The sequence below is a fragment of the Citrobacter sp. Marseille-Q5395 genome, from assembly GCF_947057495.1.
Classification (GTDB): Bacteria; Pseudomonadota; Gammaproteobacteria; order Enterobacterales; family Enterobacteriaceae; genus Citrobacter; species Citrobacter murliniae.
On record NZ_CAMSEL010000009.1, the window covers coordinates 175,450 to 194,969 of the forward strand.

Consider the following 19,520-nt stretch of genomic DNA (forward strand, 5'->3'; position numbering starts at 1 on the left):
CTAATGCGTTTCCTTTATCAAATCAATAAGCGTTAACTAACAACCGACTCAACCCATTTTGATAACTCTAAGCCAAAAGTAAAAAAGGCCCCCTTTGCAGGGAGCCCCATTACCCGAGTTACCCGCAGATAACTTCAGTGCCAGCAGTGCTGGCTAAGTGTTGCGCTCTACATTACCTTAACAAAGGTTGTAACAGCGATTGGGATTACATCACCCAGCGAACGAAAGGGCAATCGACAGACTGTCGGTCTTACCTATGGCTGTGATAGGTTTTACAACTCAGCCCCCTTTCCTTCTGATTTTATAAGGAAAATCAATGCTCAAACGTACATTACTCTTAGCCCTGTTACCTGCCGTCGTACACGCCGAAGACCTCCCGGACGCCGTTAAAGCGATTGAGAAACAAGGCATTACAATCCTGAAGCCGTTTGACGCGCCGGGTGGAATGAAAGGCTACCTGGGAAAATACCAGGACATGGGCGTGACTATCTATGTCACACCAGACGGAAAACATGCTATCTCCGGCTATATGTATAACGAAAAAGGCGAAAACCTCAGTAATGAGCTGATAGAAAAAGAAATCTATGCACCTGCAGGACGCGAAATGTGGCAGCGTATGGAAAAAGCACACTGGATCCTGGACGGCAAAAAAGAGGCTCCGGTTATCGTCTATGTATTTGCCGACCCTTTCTGCCCGTACTGCAAACAGTTCTGGCAGCAAGCGCGTCCATGGGTTGAATCTGGTAAAGTTCAGTTACGAACGCTGCTGGTAGGCGTGATTAAACCCGAAAGCCCGGCTACTGCGGCGGCAATTCTGGCAACCAAAGATCCGGCTAAGACCTGGCACGACTATGAGGCCTCCAGCGGTAAAATGAAACTGGACATGCCGGCATCTCCCCCTTCAGAGCAACTGAAGGCACTGAATATCAATCAAAAATTAATGGACGATTTGGGCGCTAACGTGACACCGGCAATCTATTACATGAGTAAAGACAATACATTGCAACAGGAAGTAGGTTTGCCAGATAAGGAAAAATTGAACATCATTATGGGTAATGAATAAAGATAATACGATGAGTGATTATTATCATTTTCATATCGATCGCTCATCACACTTTTTCCTCGTACAATTAACACAGGCTGTGCTACTTTAGTTTTAGTTAACTGTTCATTAAGATTTAAATGGATATGTGCTAAGAATGATTAATAACTTAGACATAATGAAACGGAATATTTCAGAGCAAAGCTAAGACAGGAATGGATATATGGCTAACCTTTACGACCTCAAAAAATTCGATCTCAACCTGCTGGTTATTTTTGAATGCATCTATCAACATTTAAGTATTAGCAAGGCAGCTGAAACGCTGTACATTACGCCATCCGCAGTCAGCCAGTCGCTACATAGATTACGCACTCAGTTTAATGACCCTCTGTTTATCCGCTCCGGAAAGGGAATTACCCCTACCGTGACAGGGATAAACCTGCATCACCATCTCGAAAATAATCTCAATAGTCTGGAGCAGACAATAAATATTATGAATAACTCCACGCTGAAGAAGAAATTTATCATTTACAGTCCGCAAATTATTACCACCACAGGCGTGATGAAGTTAGTTCAATATCTCAGAGAGGATTCGAACGTTGAAATTGAGCATCGGGATATCTTAATGTCTGCAGAAACAGCTGAAGATTTATTGGCTTACCGAAAAGCTGATCTGATCATCACTCTGTCACAGATTGCTAATCGCTCAATTATATGCACCCCATTCAAAACCATCGAAAACGTGTTAATCTGCAGCGGAAATCACCCAAGGATCAATCAATCCAGTACACTTGAACAAATACTGGAAGAGCAATTTACATTATTTCTCTCCGATGACTCAGGCATTAAAGAATTTCAATCAAGAGCGAGTTCTTTTTTAACCAATCGTAAAATCGGTTTCTACAGTGACTCTTTAATTTCCATAACTAATATCATAGCCACTACCGATATTATTGGTCTGGTACCGCGAGAGGCTTACGACTTTTATGCAGCACCGCTTAATCTTAAACAGATTAAAATTGATGTGGCATTACCCAAAGTACAGCTTTTTTTAATGTACAACCGAGCATCACTTAATAATCAGGGATTCGCTAATACCATTAAAAAAATAACGGATAGTGGAATGTGATTTGATACAACAGGTTTTTACACAATACATTCATGGAGAAAATGTCATTACGTAACAAATACAACATTTGAATATTTATATATAAAGATTGCACGATACGCAAAATAGCATATCTTATTACGAGCATTTATTATGAATGTCACCCGTAATATCTCATATGGATTTGATATGTCTGTTTACAAAATCCCGCTTAAACAAAACGTACTTGAAGCGGCCCAGGAACGCATATCCTGGACGCTAGAGACTTTACCTCGCATATGTGTTTCGTTATCAGGAGGTAAGGATTCCGGGCTAATGCTGCATTTAACAGCAATGCTTGCACGCCAGTTACATAAAAAAATCAGCGTCTTGTTTATCGACTGGGAGGCACAATTTTCATGCACAATCAATCATATAGAGGAGTTACGCGAACTTTATTCTGATGTTATCGAAGCGTTTTATTGGGTGGCGTTACCGCTAACAACACAAAATTCACTCTCACAGTATCAACCCGAATGGCAGTGCTGGGAACCGAATGCACAGTGGGTTCGTCAACCTCCCGCAGATGCTATTACCGATCCGTCTTATTTTCCCTTCTATCAATCCGGCATGACCTTTGAGCAATTTGTTCGCGAATTTGCTGATTGGTTTTCTGAAAAACGCCCAGCAGCCATGATGGTAGGTATACGTTCAGATGAGTCATATAACCGCTTTGTAGCGATAGCTAACTCGCGAAAACAGCGCTTTGCCGATGATAAACCCTGGACCACCTCAGCGCCTGGGGGGCATACCTGGTATATCTATCCCATTTATGACTGGAAAACTGCTGACATCTGGACGTGGTTCGCTAAAACGCAAAAGCCGTGTAATCCCTTGTATAACCTGATGTATCAGGCTGGCGTTCCTACACGTTACATGCGTATTTGTGAACCGTTTGGACCGGAACAACGCCAGGGGCTATGGCTGTATCATGTTATAGAGCCTGAGCGCTGGGCAGCCATGTGCGCCCGCGTTAGCGGCGTGAAAAGTGGTGGTATTTATGCCGGGCAGGACAACCATTTTTACGGTCACCGGAAAATATTGAAGCCAGAGCACTTAGACTGGAAAGAGTATGCCCTGTTACTGTTGAACAGCATGCCAGTGCCAACGGCAGAACATTACCGCAACAAAATTGCGGTCTACTTACAGTGGTACAGGAATAAGGGAATAGATGACATTCCTCTGATGCAAGAGGGTGATATCGGTTCAAAAGATATTCCGTCGTGGCGGCGTATTTGCAAAGTGCTCCTGAATAATGACTACTGGTGCCGCGCCCTTTCATTTAGTCCCACTAAACCTAAAAACTACCAACGTTATAGCGATCGTATGAAAGCAAAACGTCACGAATGGGGACTCTTATGCAACATCGATTAACTCAGGAACTTACCGGGTTTCTTTCTGGTTTGTCAGAAGAAGAACGAATTGATGCCATCAATGAATTCAGAATGGCAATTCACAGCGTCAGTCCATTTCGTAATGAACCGGTAGATTGCGTGTTATGGATAAAAAACGAACATATCTCTCCAAATGATTACAACCCTAACAACGTTGCTCCTCCGGAGAAAAAACTGCTACTGAAATCCATTGAGGCAGATGGATTCACACAACCTATTGTCGTCGTTGAATCAAGCGCAGAAGAGTATGAGATTGTCGATGGTTTTCACCGCCATGAAATAGGCAAAAACAAACCTTCCCTGAAAGCACGGTTAAAAGGTTATCTTCCCGTCACCTGTTTACATCGTGAACGCCATGAACGTATGGCGGCGACAATCCGCCATAACCGTGCCCGCGGGCGGCATCAAATTCACGCCATGTCTGAAATCGTGAGAGAGTTGTCGCAACTGGGTTGGAGCGAAGAGAAAATAAGCACAGAGTTGGGAATGGATAATGACGAGGTGTTGCGACTGAAACAAATCAACGGCCTGCAAGAGTTATTTACCGACCGTCGATTTTCCAAAGCCTGGACTGTGAAATAGCTACAGCGAAGACAGGCGTTCTGCCGCCGCCAACAGCGTCGATTCTTGCTTGGCAAAACACAGACGAATCAGTTTATGTGGGAAAGGATCGGCGCAGAAAACAGACAGCGGGATTGCCGCGACACCTACCTCTTTGGTCAGCCACTGGCAAAACTCAACATCGTTGAGTTCAGAGACTGCACTGTAATCGATCAGCAGAAAATAAGTCCCTTCACAGGGCAAAATTTCCAGCCGACTGTCACGCAGCGCATCCACCAGAACATCACGTTTTTTCTGATAAAACGTCGGCAGGTCACGATAATGCGCTGGATCTGCCCGCAGCATATCCGCCAGCGCCAGCTGTGCCGGCGTGTTGACTGAAAAGGTCAAATACTGATGCACTTTGCGTAACTCTGCGCTGATGGCCTGTGGCGCAACGCAGTACCCGACCTTCCAGCCGGTCATATGATAGGTTTTTCCAAACGACGAAACGGCGACAGCTCGCTCCCGCAACTGCGGATGCGCCAGCACGCTGGAGTGCCCGTGCGCGGCAAAGCAGATATGTTCATAGACTTCATCGCTAACGACAAAAATCTCATGCCCTTTAATCGCCTGCCACAGCGCGTCGAAATCCGCATTGCACCAGACTGTCGCGGAAGGATTATGCGGCGTATTGAGAATAACCAAGCGGGTACGATCGCTGAGTAACCCGGCAAACTCCTGCCAGTCCACACGAAAATGCGGCGGTTGCAACGCAATGCGTTTCACTACGCCACCGGATAACGCCACTGCAGGCGCATAGCTATCGTAGCTGGGATCAAAACAGATAACCTCATCTCCGGGTCGAACCAAAGCTGTAATAGCGGCATACAACGCTTCTGTCGCACCTGCGGTGATCGTAACTTCGCTATCAGCATCTGGCTTGTAGCCGTACAACCCGGCGGTTTTGTCAGCGATGGCTTCGCGAAGCGGCTGTACACCCGTCATCGGCGCATACTGGTTCGCGCCCTGCGCCACATGATATGCCAGGCGTTGTTGTAAATAGTGCGGGCCGTCAAAATCAGGAAAACCCTGGGAGAGGTTAATCGCCTGATGAGCCTGCGCCAGCGCGCTCATTTGCGTGAATATAGTGGTACCTAAATTTGGCAGTTTGCTTTGCACAATCAGCGGGTTATTACTCATTATTGTTATCCCAGCGGGTGATGTTGTTGTTGAAGCCACTATAACACGATGCTAGTATTTGGCAATCAAGACGTTCAGACGTCTATATAAAAATAACCTGCCTCGACAGGACAGCCAAAAGGACAACACAACATGAGTAATACCAAGATTCGCGTCGTCACCGGCCCGGCCAATTATTTTTCCCATACCGGTAGCCTTTCCAGGCTGGAAGATTTTTTCTCTGCCGGGCAACTCGCGCGCGCCGTCTGGGTTTATGGCGAACGGGCCATCGCCGCTGCCCGTCCCTGGCTGCCCGAGGCGTTTAATCTCACCGGTGCAAAGCATCTGCTCTTTACCGGACATTGCAGTGAAACAGATGTGTGCCAACTGGCAAAAGATGCGGGAGATGACCGCAGCATAGTGATTGGCGTGGGCGGCGGAGCACTGCTCGACACGGCTAAAGCGCTGGCTCGTCGGCTGAATTTGCCTTTCGTGGCAATCCCAACCATTGCCGCCACCTGCGCGGCCTGGACTCCCCTCTCTGTCTGGTATAACGATGCCGGTCAGGCACTGCATTTCGAAATATTCGATGATGCCAATTTCCTGGTGCTGGTGGAGCCGAGGATCCTACTCAATGCACCGGAGGAGTATTTACTGGCGGGTATCGGTGACACGCTGGCGAAGTGGTATGAAGCCGTCGTACTTGCGCCACAACCCGAAACCTTGCCACTAACCGTACGTCTTGGGCTCAACGGCGCACTGGCGATCCGTGACGTCCTGCTCGAAAGCAGCGAACAGGCGCTGGCAGATAAACAGCGCGGCGAACTGACCCAGGCTTTTTGCGATGTGGTGGATGCGATTATTGCTGGTGGTGGAATGGTTGGTGGTCTGGGTGAGCGTTACACTCGCGTGGCAGCAGCACATTCGGTACATAATGGCCTGACCGTGCTCCCACAGACGGAGAAATTTTTACATGGCACCAAAGTGGCGTACGGCATACTGGTGCAGAGCGCGCTGCTGGGACAAGACGATGTGCTGGCGCAATTGATTGCCGCTTATCAGCGCTTCAATTTACCTACCCGGCTGGCCCAGTTAGAAGTAGATATCACTAACCACGCCGAGATCGATAAAGTGATTGCGCATACTCTGCGCCCGGTGGAATCTATTCACGCGCTGCCGGTGACATTAACACCAGCAACCCTGCGTGCCGCATTTGAAAAGGTGGAGTCGTTTAGCGTGTGAGATGAAGAGCATTAACAGCAGCGTGCGCCGCCTTTCCCACCATAGCGCGCATCCTGCCGCTCACGGAAGAATTCCTCATAGCTCATAGGTGCCTGGTCCGGATGTGTGACGCGCATATGCTCAACATAATTGTCGTAATCTGGCACGCCAATCATTAATCGGGCGGTTTGGCCTAAATATTTGCCGGCTTTTGAGAGCGTTTCAAACATAGTAATTCCCTGTCGTACAAACGCCCTCCCCGTTCAGGAGAGGGCTTATTGGTTAAGAGAATTTTAGTGCGCGCCTTTCGCCTGCGCCACAATCTCTTCAACATTCTCTGGCATCGGTTCGTACGGTGTTTCTTTCGATGTTGGTTTGTCCTCTTTCAGTGCTGCCAGCGCTGTTTTGATGGAGAACAGACCCAGTACCACCACGACGACCATGAAGAAGACAGTCAGCCCGGCGTCAAGACGGTTGTTAAACACCAGTTGCGTGAGCTGTGACTGAGTATACTGCGCCGGAATGTTACCGCTGTCGATCATAGCCTGGAACTTGTTAGCGATAGCCAGGAAACCAATTTTCGCATCAGGGCTAAACGCTTTCTGCCAGCCAGCGGTCAGCGTACAAATCAGCAGCCACGCCGTTGGTACCAGGGCTACCCATGCGTAACGCTGGCGCTTCATCTTGAACAAGACCACGGCACACAGCATCAGCGCCATACCTGCCAGCATCTGGTTGGCGATACCAAACAGTGGCCACAAAGTGTTGATACCACCTAATGGATCCACCACGCCCTGGTGCAGGAAGTAACCCCAGGCCAGTACGCATAGCGCTGTCGCCAGCAGGTTAGCAGGCAGCGAGTCGGTACGCTTCAGGCTCGGCGACACCACGCCCAGCAAGTCTTGCAGCATAAAGCGCGCGGCTCGTGTACCGGCATCAACCGCCGTCAGAATAAACAGCGCCTCAAACAAAATCGCGAAGTGATACCAGAACGCAACATCCATCATGCCACCCAGCGCACCGTGCAGAATGTACGCCATCCCCACAGCCAGCGTTGGTGCACCACCTGCGCGGGAAATAATGGATTGCTCCCCGACCTCATTGGCGATTTGATGCAGAGTATCCGGGGTGATCGCAAAGCCCCAACTGCTCACTACCTGTGCTGCAGAAGCCACCACATCTACTGTACCCGCCGGAGCCAGCACCGCCATCGGGCTGTTCATCGCAAAGTAAACGCCCGGATCGATGATACAGGCGGAGACCAGCGCCATAATGGCGACAAAGGACTCCATCAACATCCCACCGTAGCCGATAAAACAGGCCTGCCCTTCATTCGCCAGCATCTTCGGCGTAGTACCGGAAGCGATCAGCGCATGGAAGCCAGACACCGCCCCACAGGCAATAGTAATAAACAGGAACGGGAACAGGTTACCAGTCCACACCGGACCGGTACCGTCAACGAACTTGGTTAACGCAGGCATGGTCAGCGTCGGGCGCATGATCAAAATACCCACCGCCAGGCCAACAATCGTCCCGATTTTCAGGAAGGTAGAGAGGTAATCACGCGGAGCCAGCAGCAGCCATACCGGCAGCACGGCTGCCACAAAACCGTAGCCCACCAGCATCCAGGTCAGTTGCACGCCGGTAAAGTCAAAGTACGGTGCCCAGGTCGGGCTTTCAGCAACCCAACCGCCGGAAATAATGGCAAATACCAGGAACACCAGGCCAATGACTGACACTTCACCAATGCGACCTGGACGCAGATAGCGCAGATAAACGCCCATAAAGATCGCCAGCGGGATGGTGAACGCCACGGTGTAGGTTCCCCACGGGCTGTGAGTCAGCGCTTTGACGACGATCATCGCCAGTACCGCGAGGATAATCACCATAATCATGAAGCATGCCACCAGCGCAATAACGCCTGCCGTCGGCCCCATCTCTTCTTTCACCAGTTCGCCAAGGGAACGGCCATCGCGACGGGTTGAAACGAACAGCACCATAAAGTCCTGCACCGCGCCCGCCAGAACTACCCCGGCCAGCAGCCAGATCATCCCCGGCAGATAGCCCATCTGCGCCGCCAGCACCGGACCGACTAGCGGACCTGCCCCGGCGATTGCCGCAAAATGGTGACCAAACAGCACTTTTTTATCGGTGGGAACATAATCCAGACCGTCGTTATGGCGCACGGCTGGCGTCATACGCGTCGGGTCAAGCGCCAGTACATTTTTAGCGATGTACAGGCCATAAAAACGATAGGCAATAAGATAGACACAGACCGACGCTACCACTATCCACAGCGCGTTGATCTGTTCACCACGGTTTAACGCAATATATCCCAGGGCAAATGCTCCCATGACGGAGAGCAATGTCCAGACGAGGTATTTCCCTGATTTGTTCATAGTTGTTATCCGTTTGCGTGTTCCAGAAAGATGTTACATTTTGTTTCTATAACATCTTTTCCGGATTTAACAACCTGACAACCACATAAACCCGAGACACTACTGACTATTTACATTGCATTGTTAACTAGATCACTTCATTTACCTGTTAACAATGCAATTTCATTTTACTCTGTCGGCAACTTCACCCCATCACCGCAGTTCCTAAACGACAGGTACAGCAGCGACGACCCTGCTCATCAAAAATCACGATTTCCCAGCTTTGGTTTTGACGACCGAGATGCAACGGCTGGCAAACACCACGCACTTTTCCCTGCGAAACCGCGCGATGGTGCGTCGCGTTCAACTCCGTGCCCACCACACATTGTCCGTCGCGAGTCATCAGGTAGCCCGCCATCGATCCCAGCGTTTCCGCCAGCGCCGCCGACGCGCCACCATGCAGCAGACCAAACGGCTGATGGGTACGAGCATCCACCGGCATTTCGGCTTCCAGTACATCATCACCCAGTCGGGTATAGTTGATACCTAAATGCGCAACCAGCGTGTTCTGACTGGTTGCATTCAGTTCATCAAGGGTTAAATGTCGTTTCCAGATCATCGTCATGCTCCCAGCGTAGAGCCGCCGTCCACCACGATGTCCTGCAATGTAATATGGCTGGCCAGATCGGAGGCGAGGAATAAAATGGTGTTGGCAATTTCCTGCGGACGGGCGATTTTCCCTAACGGAATACCGAGCTTAAACTGCTCGCCAAACCCACGAACACGCTGCTGTTCGGCGTCATCACTGACCCACAACGTACGCTGCATATCAGTATCGGTCGATCCAGGAGAAACCACATTACAGCGCACACGGCTGCCTGCCAGTTCCAGACCGACAGTCAGTGCCAGGCTTTTCAGCGCGGCTTTTGACGCCCCATAAGCACTCATACCGATCCGCGGCGTGTGCGCTGCATCAGAAGCTACGGTCACTATCGCCCCGCCCTGCTGGCGACGAAACTGCGCCATCGTCTGCTGAAACAGATTAAACGCGCCACCGACATTGACAGCAAACGTCTGCTGCCAGTCTTCCTGGCTCAGTGCGTCGGTTGGCCCCATACGCAAAATCCCAGCGGCATTGACCAGCACATCCAGCCGCTCACTCTTTTGCAACACGCGCTGGCACACCTCAGCCACCTGCCCGGCATTTGCCACATCCAACACTTCAGTGGCAAACGGGTACACATCCTGAGAAAACTCACGATCAAACCCTGTTACCCGCGCACCGGCGTCAACAAACGCCAGTGCCGTGGTGTAACCAATACCTTTACCTGCGCCAGTCACCCAGACAGTTTTACCTGCGAAATCAAACCCGGCCATTACTTCACCTCGCGGGAAAGCAGTTTCCACCAGGCGTCAATCGTCGGATTTTTCGCCAGCATCACGAAGTCGATATCGCTATGCACTTTACGCCAGCGTGCCGCCAGCGCCATCATACGCACTGAATCCAGACCGTAGTCGATTAGATTTTCATCATCCATCGGCTCATCGGACTCATCCAGCAGCGGCAGAATAACGCTGCGTAGTGCCTCTTTACTGGTGGGAACAGGTGCCGGCAATAACTCCTGCGTCATCACCACGCGACCGGAACGCCCTGCCACATATTTCAGCGACATCATGTGTTCGTCACGACTAAAGTCCGCCAGCGCATCGGCCACCATAAACGGCTTGATATCGCGCATAAAGGCATCCGTTGCCGTAGTCATACACCCGATATGGGAATAAACGCCGGTAATAATCAGCTGATTACGTCCGGTCTCTTTCAGCATCTGTTCCAGCGGAGAGCGATGGAATGCGCTGTAACGCCATTTCACCAGAATGGTATCCGCTTCGTCCGGCGCCAGCGCATCAACGATTTTTTGCTGCTCAGGCGAGCGTGTCAGACCCGGTCCCCACATATCATTAAGCAGGGCCCGATCTTCATCACTCTGATCTTTCGGCTGTGCGGTGTAATAGACGGGGATATTGTGTTCTTTGCAGTACTGGCGCAGCGCGGCGATGTTCGCCACCACCTGCTTCATCATCGGGCAATTCTCGCCCCAGAAGCTGATAAAGTAATCCTGCATATCGTGTACCAACAGCGCAGCACGCTCTGGTTCAAACGCCCAGTCGACTTTGTTCACCGGAACATCAAGCGCTGTGGGCAGTGCATAAGCCTGCAGTTTAGGAATCGCCATCTTTTATTCTCCTTCAGGCCAGTGAGCGTGATGCCAGCCACTGACGTAATTGTTTTTTATCCACTTTACCGACCGGGGTCAGCGGCAATGACTCAACGCACTCCACACGGTCCGGTAATTTGAACTCCGCCACGCCCTGCTCGCGCAGAAAACGACGTACCTGTACCGCACGCAGCGGCTCTTTAACCACCAGCCAGGCACAGCTTTTCTCACCCATCAGCTCATCATCCATACTGACCAGCGCAGCGTGGATCACCGCCGGATGACGCAGTAACAGGTTTTCAATCTCTTCCGCGGCGATCTTCTCCCCACCCCGGTTGATCTGATCTTTCTCACGCCCTTGCACGGTGATGTAACCATCCTGATCGATAGAGATCAGATCGCCGGAGCAATAAAACCCGTTAGCATCAAACGCGCTGGCATTGTGCTCGGGGCTTTTGAAATAACCACGGAAAGTGTACGGGCCACGCGTCATCAGGCGTCCTGTTTCGCCCTGTGGTAAAGGGTTACCATCAGCATCCGCTACCCAGACTTCATCATCCGGACACATTGGCCGCCCCTGGGTATTGATGATGCGTTCCGGGCTGTCGTCCAGACGGGTGTAGTTCACCAGCCCTTCCGCCATACCAAAGACCTGCTGCAACTGGCAGCCAATTTCCGCCGGGATACGTGCCGCCAGCGTTGCGGAAAGTCGCGTCCCCCCCACCTGAAGCAGCGTCAGGGAAGCCAGTTGCGCATTGCTGCCCCACTCTCCAATCGCCTGTAGCCAAAGACTCACCGCAGGCGGCACCAGCGCCGTAACGTTAACCTGATGCTTTTCGATCAGCGGGAAGCACAGCGTCGCGCTCGGATCGGCCGCCAGTACCACGGTTCCACCCGCCAGGAATACGCCCAGCGAACCTGGTGAACTCATGGCGTAGTTATGCGCCGCCGGAATAGCGCACAAATAACGCGTTTGCTCAGTAAAATGACAAATCTCATTACTGCGACGCACGCTGTAGTAGTAATCGTTATGAGTACGCGGGATCAGCTTTGGTGTGCCGGTGGTACCACCGGAAAGCTGGAAATACGCCACTTCATCGGCAGGCGACGGCGTGGCGCTAAAATCAGCAGCAGGCTGGCTTATCGCATTTTGCAGGTTGTGCTCACCCTCATCATTGAGCAACAGCACCACGCGCACGGAGTTGTGCTGCGCTACAAACGTGTTCAGAAAATCGTCACCGGCGAACAGCGCGTGCTGGAGATCGGCAATCAGCAGCGCTGGCTCAATTTGTGTCGCATAAGCATTAAGCTCTGTTCTCTGATGGCTGAACAATGCAAAAACGGGCGCAACACCCAGCTTAAGCAGCGCAAAGAAAGTGATATACAACTCGGCCACATTGCCCAACTGCACCAGCGCAGTTTCTCCGGGTTTGATCCCCTGACGACGCAAACTGCAGGCGAGATTGTCAGCCGCCTGGTTAAGCTGTCGGTAACTAAGATGGCGTTCCCCATCAATGACTGCCGTGTGATCACTGTCGGCATGGCGGGTTAAAATGTCAGTCAGTGGCAGATCCTGCCAGTAGCCTTTTTCACGGTAGCGACGGGCAAATTCTTCCGGCCAACGGGTGAAAGGAATACTCATCATCACTCCTTAGAGCCTGTCAATAAGGCGTATATTGTTGCAGCCAGTTTGCCCCTGGGCAGTGCTCACAATCCTCACGTACTACAAGTACAATCCGGTTGCTCCGCGCTGTCCGTGTCCAAACTGGCAAATAAAATAACCTGATGGACCAGGCTCTTAATGCAGTCCAAAAACATTCAACATAGTCGAAAGCTTGGCGCCAGTTTCGCGCCACTCCGCAACAGGAGATGAGGCAGGGACAATTCCGGCACCAGCGAAGAAACGCACCTGATTGCGCAGCAGTTTCGCGCAACGGATCGTGACCACCCATTCGCCATTACCTTCGGCATCACACCAACCGACGATGCCGCCAAACAGTTCACGGTCAAATGGCTCCAGTTCCGCGATCAATTTCGTGGCGACCTGATGCGGGAAGCCGCTCAGCGCAGGTGTTGGGTGCAGCAGGCATGCCAGCGTCAGCGCATTCTCCTGGGCGTTGGCTTTACCTTCAAACGGTGTACCGAGGTGCCAAAGCGTTGGTGTCGTCACCAGTTGAGGAGATGACGGGAGTTGCAGTTCACTACTGCGTTCGCGCAGAACCGTTTTCATCGCCTGCGTCACCAGTTCATGTTCATGTCGGTCTTTCTCGGAGGCCAGCAGGCGGATACCCGCTTCCCGATCCAGTACATCATCCGGCTGACGACGAGCAGAACCCGCCAGCGGCAGTGAGCTAAAATGTTCGCCTTCTTTACGTAACAGCAATTCAGGGCTGGCCCCGAGCAGGACGCCACCATCTTCTAATGGCACATGGAAGTTGTAGCTCGCCGGATTTTGCGCCACCAGACGTTCCAGCAGCGCACCGCTGTCAATGACAGCATCCGTCTCGATATCGATCAGGCGTGACAGCACCACTTTGTCAACTTCCGGGGTTGCCGTCAGCGCTGCCGCCCGGGAAACCATCTGTTCAAAAAAGTCCTGTTCCGGGATCGATTTACGCTCAATGACGCTCAGTGACTGATGCGCGGTAAAGTAACGTGATGATTTTTGCTTCTCCGTGCGGGAGAAAGTCTGCCATGACTCAGGAATAAACAGTGATGACGGCTGGCGGGTGTCAAAAGGAATAGCTCCAACCATGATGGGGTTTGCGATACCGTGCGATTTAGCATCGGCAAACAGTGCGTGCATTTTCTGTTGGAAAGGGCTGTCTGGCGAATCGCCATCAATTGCCGGTTCCGCATAGCGGGCAAAGCATCCTGACGTCGTAAAGCTACGATACGGCGACATAAAGAAAAAATTGTCGGGAGCGAGAGTTGCCATAGTCTGCGTTTTTTCCTCGGCCAGTGACGTATCCATATCATCCTCCAAAAAATGATAAAGGTTTTAATAATGATTATCATTTATATTTTCGGTCGCTAACCTAAAAGCAAAGCGACAGCATGTCAACTCTTGCGGTAGCACAATGTGCGACTTAGGCTTGCATACCTGTCCCGTAACAATGAAAATGAGAAGCATTAACTACATTGATAACAGGAAGCTTATTTGTGAGACTCCCCGCTTTTTACCGCACTGCGCTCTTACTGGTTGGACTGTCTATTTCAGGAATTTCTTTAAGTCATGCCGCTGACTGGCCGCGTCAGGTTACCGACAGCCGGGGGACGCACACGCTGGAACAAAAGCCTCAACGTATTGTTTCCACCAGCGTCACTCTGACCGGCTCTCTGCTGGCCATTGATGCGCCCATCATCGCCAGCGGCGCTACCACGCCAAACAATCGCATTGGTGACGCTCAGGGATTTTTACGCCAGTGGAGTGACGTGGCAAAAGCCCGCAAGCTGAGCCGCCTGTATATTGGTGAACCGAGCGCCGAAGCCGTCGCGGCACAAATGCCCGACCTGATTCTGATCAGCGCCACCGGAGGAGATTCCGCCCTCGCGCTCTACGATCAACTTTCCACCATTGCCCCAACGCTTATCATTAACTACGACGACAAAAGCTGGCAGTCACTGCTGACGCAGTTAGGTGAAATCACCGGTCATGAGGAACAGGCAGCGGCGCGTATTGCCGAGTTTGATAAACAACTGCTGGCGGTCAAACAGCGTATTACCCTGCCGCCGCAGCCTGTTAGCGCACTGGTGTATACCGCTGCCGCGCATAGCGCCAATCTGTGGACACCAGAGTCTGCGCAGGGCAAGCTGATGGAACAATTGGGATTCACGCTGGCACCACTGCCTGCCGGACTGCACACCAGCCAGAGCCAGGGTAAACGTCACGATATCATCCAGCTTGGTGGTGAAAACCTGGCGACAGGTCTGAACGGTGAAGCGCTGTTTCTGTTTGCGGGAGACAGCAAAGACGCTGACGCCATTTACGCGAATCCCCTGCTTGCACACCTGCCTGCAGTGCAAAATAAACGCGTTTATGCGCTGGGAACCGAAACGTTCCGTCTGGATTACTACAGCGCCACACTGTTACTAAAACGTCTCGCTGGACTGTTTAGTTAAGTCGAAGCCGCTTTACATCATTGCCGGGTGAAGGCTTTGCCTTACCCGGCTTAGGGCACAGGTCAGATAAACCCTCAGGCGATATCGGGTTCTGGCGGTGCCTGACGGAATCGACGTAGTTCCCCCAGTAACAGCAGCAATAACAGGCCAACAATTACCAGACCAAATCCACTGACGCTCGCCGATGCTACCGGCGTCATCATCGCGCCCAGGCCGCCTAACAGCGCCGCACCAATGGCATCTCCGGTCACATTTTGCGCGGTCCACAAACCGTTAATTCTCCCGAGCATCGCTTCCGGCGTCTGCGTCTGTAACATCGTGTACTGCAACAGAGAACTGACCGCGCTCAGCCAGCCGAACAGCGCCAGGCAGATAACGCCCAGCGCCCAGACCGGCATCAACGCAAACAATCCGATGGCGAAGAAAGAGGCCACAGTAGAGGCCAGCATAATTAAACCAGGGCGAACGCTGTGCGCCAGTTGCCCACTGGTCAATGCCCCCACTGCAGCACCCAGCGGAATGGCGGCATACAGCAGACCAATCTGTGCTGCAGACATCTGCCAGCCGATGGCCAGCGCGGGGTAAAGGACACGCACCGCACTGGCCATCGTCAGAAGGCCGCCAAGCAACGCAATGCCGCCGATCAGCGGGCTGGCGAGCAGAAAGCGAAACGCCGCCAGCAGCGATTTGAGCGGGTGTTCACGTGGTTGCGGTGGCGGTGGCAATGCAGGAAGACTGAGCAGCGGTAGCAAGGTAATAAAGGTTCCCGCGGCTGCCAAGCCATAGTTCCACTCAACGCCGCCGGTGGCGAGTAATACCCCGCCAATCATCGGTGAAATAACCGACCCGAGACGTACCGTTAGCATGGTAATCGCCCCGGCCTGCATCAGATTTTCACGCCCAACCAGCGCTGGAGTCGCCGCCAGCAGCGCCGTCACACCCAGCGAGGCAAAAAAACCGTCCCATAAGCCCAGAATATAAATAGCCAGCAGTGAAGGCTCCGGGAGTAGCGCATTCAGGCACAGACCAATAAACCCGATACCACAGGTTCCGCGTGCCAGCAGGATCACCTTTTTGCGCTCATAACGATCGGCCAGTACACCACCAACCATCAGACCAATAAACATTGCGCTACCGGTTAACGTCACCGACAGACCGACCTGCCAGGTAGACTGGGTCATCATCTGGATCTGTACCGGAACCGCGACGCCGAGTAGCCCCAGAGAGACGATGGAAATAAAACGGGCAAGAAAGACTGCGCGAAATGCAGGATGAGTCTTTAACAGGCTGAGATTCAGCAGCCAGGGTTTTCTATTCATTACAAAGCCTTAAGATACATGCTCTCATTGAGGTCGCAGCCTGAAGAATGAGGTGCATACCTGTTTTTTTAAATATCCATTCTGTGGCTGCACATGCTAACATACCCAAATAAGATCGATAACGATAATTACTATCATTATCAGGGAAGTTGATATGTCATGCTCTGTTTCCGTGACACGCGCCTTTGCCGTGCCCGGACTATTGTTATTACTTGTTCTCTCCACCGCATTAAGTCTGGTTATTGGCGCCAGGTCGATACCTGCGTCTGTGGTTCTGGATGCGCTGACCGGCACCTGTCAAAGTGCTGATTGCACCATCGTGCTGGATGCGCGACTTCCGCGCACGCTGGCAGGACTCCTTGCAGGCGGTGCGCTGGGATTGGCTGGCGCATTAATGCAGACGCTCACACGTAACCCACTTGCCGATCCAGGCATTCTCGGTGTCAATTCCGGGGCCAGCTTTGCCATTGTGCTGGGTGCATCGCTGTTCGGTTTTTCCTCCCCGCAAGAGCAGTTGCTGATGGCATTTTCCGGAGCGCTGGCCGCGTCGCTGATTGTGGCATTTACCGGCAGTCAGGGTGGAGGACAGTTAAGCCCGGTGCGTCTGACGCTGGCAGGTGTCGCGCTGGGGGCAGTGCTGGAGGGATTATCCAGCGGTATCGCCCTGCTCAACCCGGACGTCTATGATCAGCTGCGTTTCTGGCAAGCGGGATCGCTGGATATTCGTAGCCTGCAAACGTTGAAAGTGGTGCTGGCTCCGGTGCTTATTGCCGGTGCTGTCGCGTTGTTTCTGAGCCGTTCCCTGAACAGCCTGAGCCTGGGAAGCGACACCGCTACCGCGCTGGGTAGCAAAGTCGCCCGCACCCAACTTATTGGTCTGTTGGTGATTACCGTACTGTGCGGTAGCGCAACCGCTATTGTCGGTCCTATCGCCTTTATCGGCCTGATGATGCCACATATGGCACGCTGGCTGGTGGGAGCCGATCATCGCTGGTCGCTACCAGTGACCCTACTGGCAACCCCCTCTTTGCTGCTGATTGCCGATATCATCGGTCGTCTGATTGTCCCCGGCGAATTGCGCGTCTCCGTAGTCAGCGCGTTTATCGGCGCACCGGTACTGATCTTCCTGGTCCGGCGTAAACAACGCGGAGGTGGTGCATGATGCATTTTCCCCGCAGATTACTTATCAGTTGTCTGCTGCTGATTGTGGGCTGCCTCGCCGTCGGATTGTGGAGCCTACGTAGCGGCGTCGTAACGCTGGAAACCCAACAGATTATTGCCGCTCTGCTGGGCGATGCGCCGCGCAGCATTACACTGGTTGTGACCGAATGGCGTTTACCGCGCGTATTGATGGCGCTGTTGATTGGTGCGGCCCTGGGCGTTAGCGGCGCGATATTCCAGTCGCTGATGCGTAACCCACTGGGCAGTCCGGACGTAATGGGCTTCAATACCGGAGCCTGGAGCGGTGTTCTGGTAGCAATGGTGTTATTTGGTCAGCATCTTACCGCTATCGCGCTGGCGGCGATGCTCGGCGGGATCCTGACCTCACTGGTGGTCTGGGCGCTGGCATGGCGTAATGGTATCGACACTTTCCGACTTATCATTATCGGTATCGGCATTCGTGCCATGCTGGTGGCGTTTAATACCTGGTTGCTACTGAAGGCGTCTTTAGAAACCGCGTTGACGGCTGGATTGTGGAACGCCGGATCGCTCAACGGTCTGACCTGGGCTAAAACCTGGCCTTCTGCACCGCTGATTATCGTGATGTTAGTGTGTGCCGCACTGCTGGTGCGCCGTCTGCGCTTGTTAGAAATGGGCGATGACAGCGCCTGCGCGCTGGGAGTCAGCGTAGAACGCTCGCGTCTGATGATGATGCTGGTTGCGGTTGTTCTGACCGCTGCAGCCACTGCGCTGGCTGGCCCAATTTCTTTTATTGCACTTGTCGCACCGCATATTGCCCGTCGGCTTAGCGGCACGGCACGTTGGGGATTAACCCAGTCAGCACTGTGCGGCGCATTGCTACTGCTGATGGCCGATTTATGCGCCCAACAGCTATTTATGCCTTATCAGCTTCCGGTTGGCGTTGTCACCGTAAGCCTCGGCGGTATTTATCTTATCGTCTTGTTAATTCAGGAGTCCCGCAAAAAATGACCGAATCAGTAGCCCGTTTGCGTGGCGACCAGTTAACGCTGGGTTATGGCAAATTTACCGTGGCAGAAAACCTTAATGTGTCGATTCCCGACGGCCACTTTACCGCAATAATTGGCCCTAACGGCTGCGGTAAGTCGACGCTGTTACGCACGTTAAGCCGCCTGATGACGCCTGAACACGGTAAGGTCTGGCTGGACGGGGAGCATATTCAGCACTACGCCAGTAAAGAGGTCGCGCGCAGAATTGGTCTGTTAGCACAAAACGCCACCACGCCTGGCGATATTACCGTACAGGAGCTGGTTGCCCGCGGTCGCTACCCGCATCAGCCGTTATTTACCCGTTGGCGCCAAGAAGATGAAAACGCAGTGGCAAATGCTATGCAAGCCACGGGCATCACCCACCTGGCGGCACAAAGTGTGGATACCCTTTCCGGTGGACAGCGTCAGCGCGCATGGATAGCGATGGTGCTGGCACAGGAAACATCCATTATGTTGCTTGATGAGCCAACCACCTGGCTGGATATCAGCCATCAGATCGATCTGCTGGAACTGCTGAGCGAGCTAAATCGTGAGAAAGGATATACGCTGGCCGCTGTTCTGCACGACCTTAATCAGGCCTGTCGCTATGCCACGCACCTGATTGCACTTCGTGATGGAAAAATCATTGCCGAGGGTGCGCCAAAAGAGATTGTCACGGCGGAACTCATCGAAAAAATCTATGGATTGCGTTGTATGATTATTGATGATCCCGTTGCAGGAACACCGTTAGTAGTGCCGCTTGGGCGCAAGAAATAACGGGATGTAGTGTA

Annotated in this window: 18 protein-coding genes; 9 read left to right on the forward strand and 9 right to left on the reverse strand. The window is 52.3% G+C overall.

The window, feature by feature from the left end; all coding sequences use genetic code 11:
• Positions 1–316 precede the first annotated feature (316 nt).
• The 4 genes from dsbG to OH663_RS11935 all read left to right on the forward strand — a co-directional run bounded on the left by dsbG (position 317) and on the right by OH663_RS11935 (position 4,165).
• Positions 317–1,063, forward strand: a complete 747-nt coding sequence (gene dsbG / locus OH663_RS11920; RefSeq protein ID WP_200010511.1) for a thiol:disulfide interchange protein DsbG — start codon at positions 317–319, stop codon at positions 1,061–1,063.
• A gap of 202 nt (positions 1,064–1,265) precedes the next feature.
• Positions 1,266–2,171 carry a DNA-binding transcriptional repressor CitR gene (citR, locus tag OH663_RS11925; protein ID WP_045440998.1) on the forward strand — a complete coding sequence of 302 codons (906 nt, stop codon included), beginning with the start codon at positions 1,266–1,268 and terminating at the stop codon, positions 2,169–2,171.
• Between the two features lie 168 nt (positions 2,172–2,339).
• Positions 2,340–3,563 (forward strand): phosphoadenosine phosphosulfate reductase, encoded by a 1,224-nt coding sequence (locus OH663_RS11930; RefSeq protein ID WP_045440996.1) that lies wholly within the window; start codon positions 2,340–2,342, stop codon positions 3,561–3,563.
• Positions 3,548–4,165, forward strand: a complete 618-nt coding sequence (locus tag OH663_RS11935; protein ID WP_045440994.1) for an IbrB-like domain-containing protein — start codon at positions 3,548–3,550, stop codon at positions 4,163–4,165. Before OH663_RS11930 ends, OH663_RS11935 begins: the two co-directional genes overlap by 16 nt.
• On the opposite strand, the gene OH663_RS11940 is transcribed toward OH663_RS11935, so the two are convergent.
• Entirely contained in the window at positions 4,166–5,326 is a 1,161-nt protein-coding gene (locus OH663_RS11940) for a pyridoxal phosphate-dependent aminotransferase (protein WP_200010509.1), read from the reverse strand.
• A 132-nt stretch (positions 5,327–5,458) separates the two neighbouring features.
• On the opposite strand from OH663_RS11940, the gene OH663_RS11945 reads away from it, so the two are divergent.
• Entirely contained in the window at positions 5,459–6,547 is a 1,089-nt protein-coding gene (locus OH663_RS11945; protein ID WP_200010507.1) for an oxidoreductase, read from the forward strand.
• An 11-nt stretch (positions 6,548–6,558) separates the two neighbouring features.
• Here the strand turns inward: OH663_RS11945 and OH663_RS11950 are convergent, their stop codons facing one another.
• The 7 genes from OH663_RS11950 to entC form a co-directional block, all read right to left on the reverse strand.
• On the reverse strand, positions 6,559–6,756 hold the full coding sequence (locus OH663_RS11950; protein ID WP_045440988.1) for a YbdD/YjiX family protein: 198 nt from the start codon (positions 6,754–6,756) through the stop codon (positions 6,559–6,561).
• Positions 6,757–6,819: 63 nt separating this feature from the next.
• Positions 6,820–8,925: a pyruvate/proton symporter CstA gene (gene cstA / locus OH663_RS11955; protein WP_045440986.1), complete on the reverse strand. Its 2,106-nt coding sequence runs from the start codon at positions 8,923–8,925 to the stop codon at positions 6,820–6,822.
• A gap of 184 nt (positions 8,926–9,109) precedes the next feature.
• Positions 9,110–9,523 carry a proofreading thioesterase EntH gene (entH, locus tag OH663_RS11960; protein WP_045449489.1) on the reverse strand — a complete coding sequence of 138 codons (414 nt, stop codon included), beginning with the start codon at positions 9,521–9,523 and terminating at the stop codon, positions 9,110–9,112.
• Between the two features lie 2 nt (positions 9,524–9,525).
• Entirely contained in the window at positions 9,526–10,281 is a 756-nt protein-coding gene (gene entA, locus OH663_RS11965; protein ID WP_200010505.1) for a 2,3-dihydro-2,3-dihydroxybenzoate dehydrogenase EntA, read from the reverse strand.
• On the reverse strand, positions 10,281–11,138 hold the full coding sequence (locus tag OH663_RS11970) for an isochorismatase (RefSeq protein ID WP_200010503.1): 858 nt from the start codon (positions 11,136–11,138) through the stop codon (positions 10,281–10,283). The genes entA and OH663_RS11970 overlap by 1 nt, the downstream gene beginning before the upstream one ends.
• Before the next feature lie 13 nt (positions 11,139–11,151).
• Positions 11,152–12,762, reverse strand: a complete 1,611-nt coding sequence (gene entE, locus OH663_RS11975) for a (2,3-dihydroxybenzoyl)adenylate synthase EntE (RefSeq protein WP_200010784.1) — start codon at positions 12,760–12,762, stop codon at positions 11,152–11,154.
• Between the two features lie 156 nt (positions 12,763–12,918).
• Positions 12,919–14,094, reverse strand: a complete 1,176-nt coding sequence (gene entC / locus OH663_RS11980) for an isochorismate synthase EntC (RefSeq protein WP_045440978.1) — start codon at positions 14,092–14,094, stop codon at positions 12,919–12,921.
• Between the two features lie 188 nt (positions 14,095–14,282).
• On the opposite strand from entC, the gene fepB reads away from it, so the two are divergent.
• Positions 14,283–15,242 carry a Fe2+-enterobactin ABC transporter substrate-binding protein gene (fepB, locus tag OH663_RS11985; RefSeq protein WP_200010502.1) on the forward strand — a complete coding sequence of 320 codons (960 nt, stop codon included), beginning with the start codon at positions 14,283–14,285 and terminating at the stop codon, positions 15,240–15,242.
• Positions 15,243–15,316: 74 nt separating this feature from the next.
• On the opposite strand, the gene entS is transcribed toward fepB, so the two are convergent.
• Positions 15,317–16,561 (reverse strand): enterobactin transporter EntS, encoded by a 1,245-nt coding sequence (gene entS, locus OH663_RS11990; RefSeq protein ID WP_045440974.1) that lies wholly within the window; start codon positions 16,559–16,561, stop codon positions 15,317–15,319.
• Between the two features lie 154 nt (positions 16,562–16,715).
• Here entS and fepD point away from each other — a divergent pair, with 154 nt between their 5' ends.
• The 3 genes from fepD to fepC are packed head-to-tail and all read left to right on the forward strand — an operon-like array spanning position 16,716 to position 19,506.
• Positions 16,716–17,723, forward strand: a complete 1,008-nt coding sequence (fepD, locus tag OH663_RS11995) for a Fe(3+)-siderophore ABC transporter permease (RefSeq protein ID WP_045440972.1) — start codon at positions 16,716–16,718, stop codon at positions 17,721–17,723.
• Positions 17,720–18,712: an iron-enterobactin ABC transporter permease gene (fepG, locus tag OH663_RS12000; protein ID WP_045440970.1), complete on the forward strand. Its 993-nt coding sequence runs from the start codon at positions 17,720–17,722 to the stop codon at positions 18,710–18,712. The genes fepD and fepG overlap by 4 nt, the downstream gene beginning before the upstream one ends.
• On the forward strand, positions 18,709–19,506 hold the full coding sequence (gene fepC / locus OH663_RS12005) for an iron-enterobactin ABC transporter ATP-binding protein (protein WP_045440968.1): 798 nt from the start codon (positions 18,709–18,711) through the stop codon (positions 19,504–19,506). The genes fepG and fepC overlap by 4 nt, the downstream gene beginning before the upstream one ends.
• The last annotated feature ends 14 nt before the right edge of the window (positions 19,507–19,520 follow it).

Coding starts and splice junctions, on each gene's coding strand:
- OH663_RS11950 (WP_045440988.1), bottom strand. CDS start 6,756: ATGTTTGAAACGCTCTCAAAAGCCGGCAAATATTTAGGCCAAACCGCC.
- OH663_RS11930 (WP_045440996.1), top strand. CDS start 2,340: ATGTCTGTTTACAAAATCCCGCTTAAACAAAACGTACTTGAAGCGGCC.
- fepC (WP_045440968.1), top strand. CDS start 18,709: ATGACCGAATCAGTAGCCCGTTTGCGTGGCGACCAGTTAACGCTGGGT.
- citR (WP_045440998.1), top strand. CDS start 1,266: ATGGCTAACCTTTACGACCTCAAAAAATTCGATCTCAACCTGCTGGTT.
- entH (WP_045449489.1), bottom strand. CDS start 9,523: ATGATCTGGAAACGACATTTAACCCTTGATGAACTGAATGCAACCAGT.
- entE (WP_200010784.1), bottom strand. CDS start 12,762: ATGAGTATTCCTTTCACCCGTTGGCCGGAAGAATTTGCCCGTCGCTAC.
- fepG (WP_045440970.1), top strand. CDS start 17,720: ATGATGCATTTTCCCCGCAGATTACTTATCAGTTGTCTGCTGCTGATT.
- cstA (WP_045440986.1), bottom strand. CDS start 8,925: ATGAACAAATCAGGGAAATACCTCGTCTGGACATTGCTCTCCGTCATG.
- entA (WP_200010505.1), bottom strand. CDS start 10,281: ATGGCCGGGTTTGATTTCGCAGGTAAAACTGTCTGGGTGACTGGCGCA.
- OH663_RS11940 (WP_200010509.1), bottom strand. CDS start 5,326: ATGAGTAATAACCCGCTGATTGTGCAAAGCAAACTGCCAAATTTAGGT.
- OH663_RS11945 (WP_200010507.1), top strand. CDS start 5,459: ATGAGTAATACCAAGATTCGCGTCGTCACCGGCCCGGCCAATTATTTT.
- dsbG (WP_200010511.1), top strand. CDS start 317: ATGCTCAAACGTACATTACTCTTAGCCCTGTTACCTGCCGTCGTACAC.
- OH663_RS11935 (WP_045440994.1), top strand. CDS start 3,548: ATGCAACATCGATTAACTCAGGAACTTACCGGGTTTCTTTCTGGTTTG.
- entC (WP_045440978.1), bottom strand. CDS start 14,094: ATGGATACGTCACTGGCCGAGGAAAAAACGCAGACTATGGCAACTCTC.
- entS (WP_045440974.1), bottom strand. CDS start 16,561: ATGAATAGAAAACCCTGGCTGCTGAATCTCAGCCTGTTAAAGACTCAT.
- OH663_RS11970 (WP_200010503.1), bottom strand. CDS start 11,138: ATGGCGATTCCTAAACTGCAGGCTTATGCACTGCCCACAGCGCTTGAT.
- fepD (WP_045440972.1), top strand. CDS start 16,716: ATGTCATGCTCTGTTTCCGTGACACGCGCCTTTGCCGTGCCCGGACTA.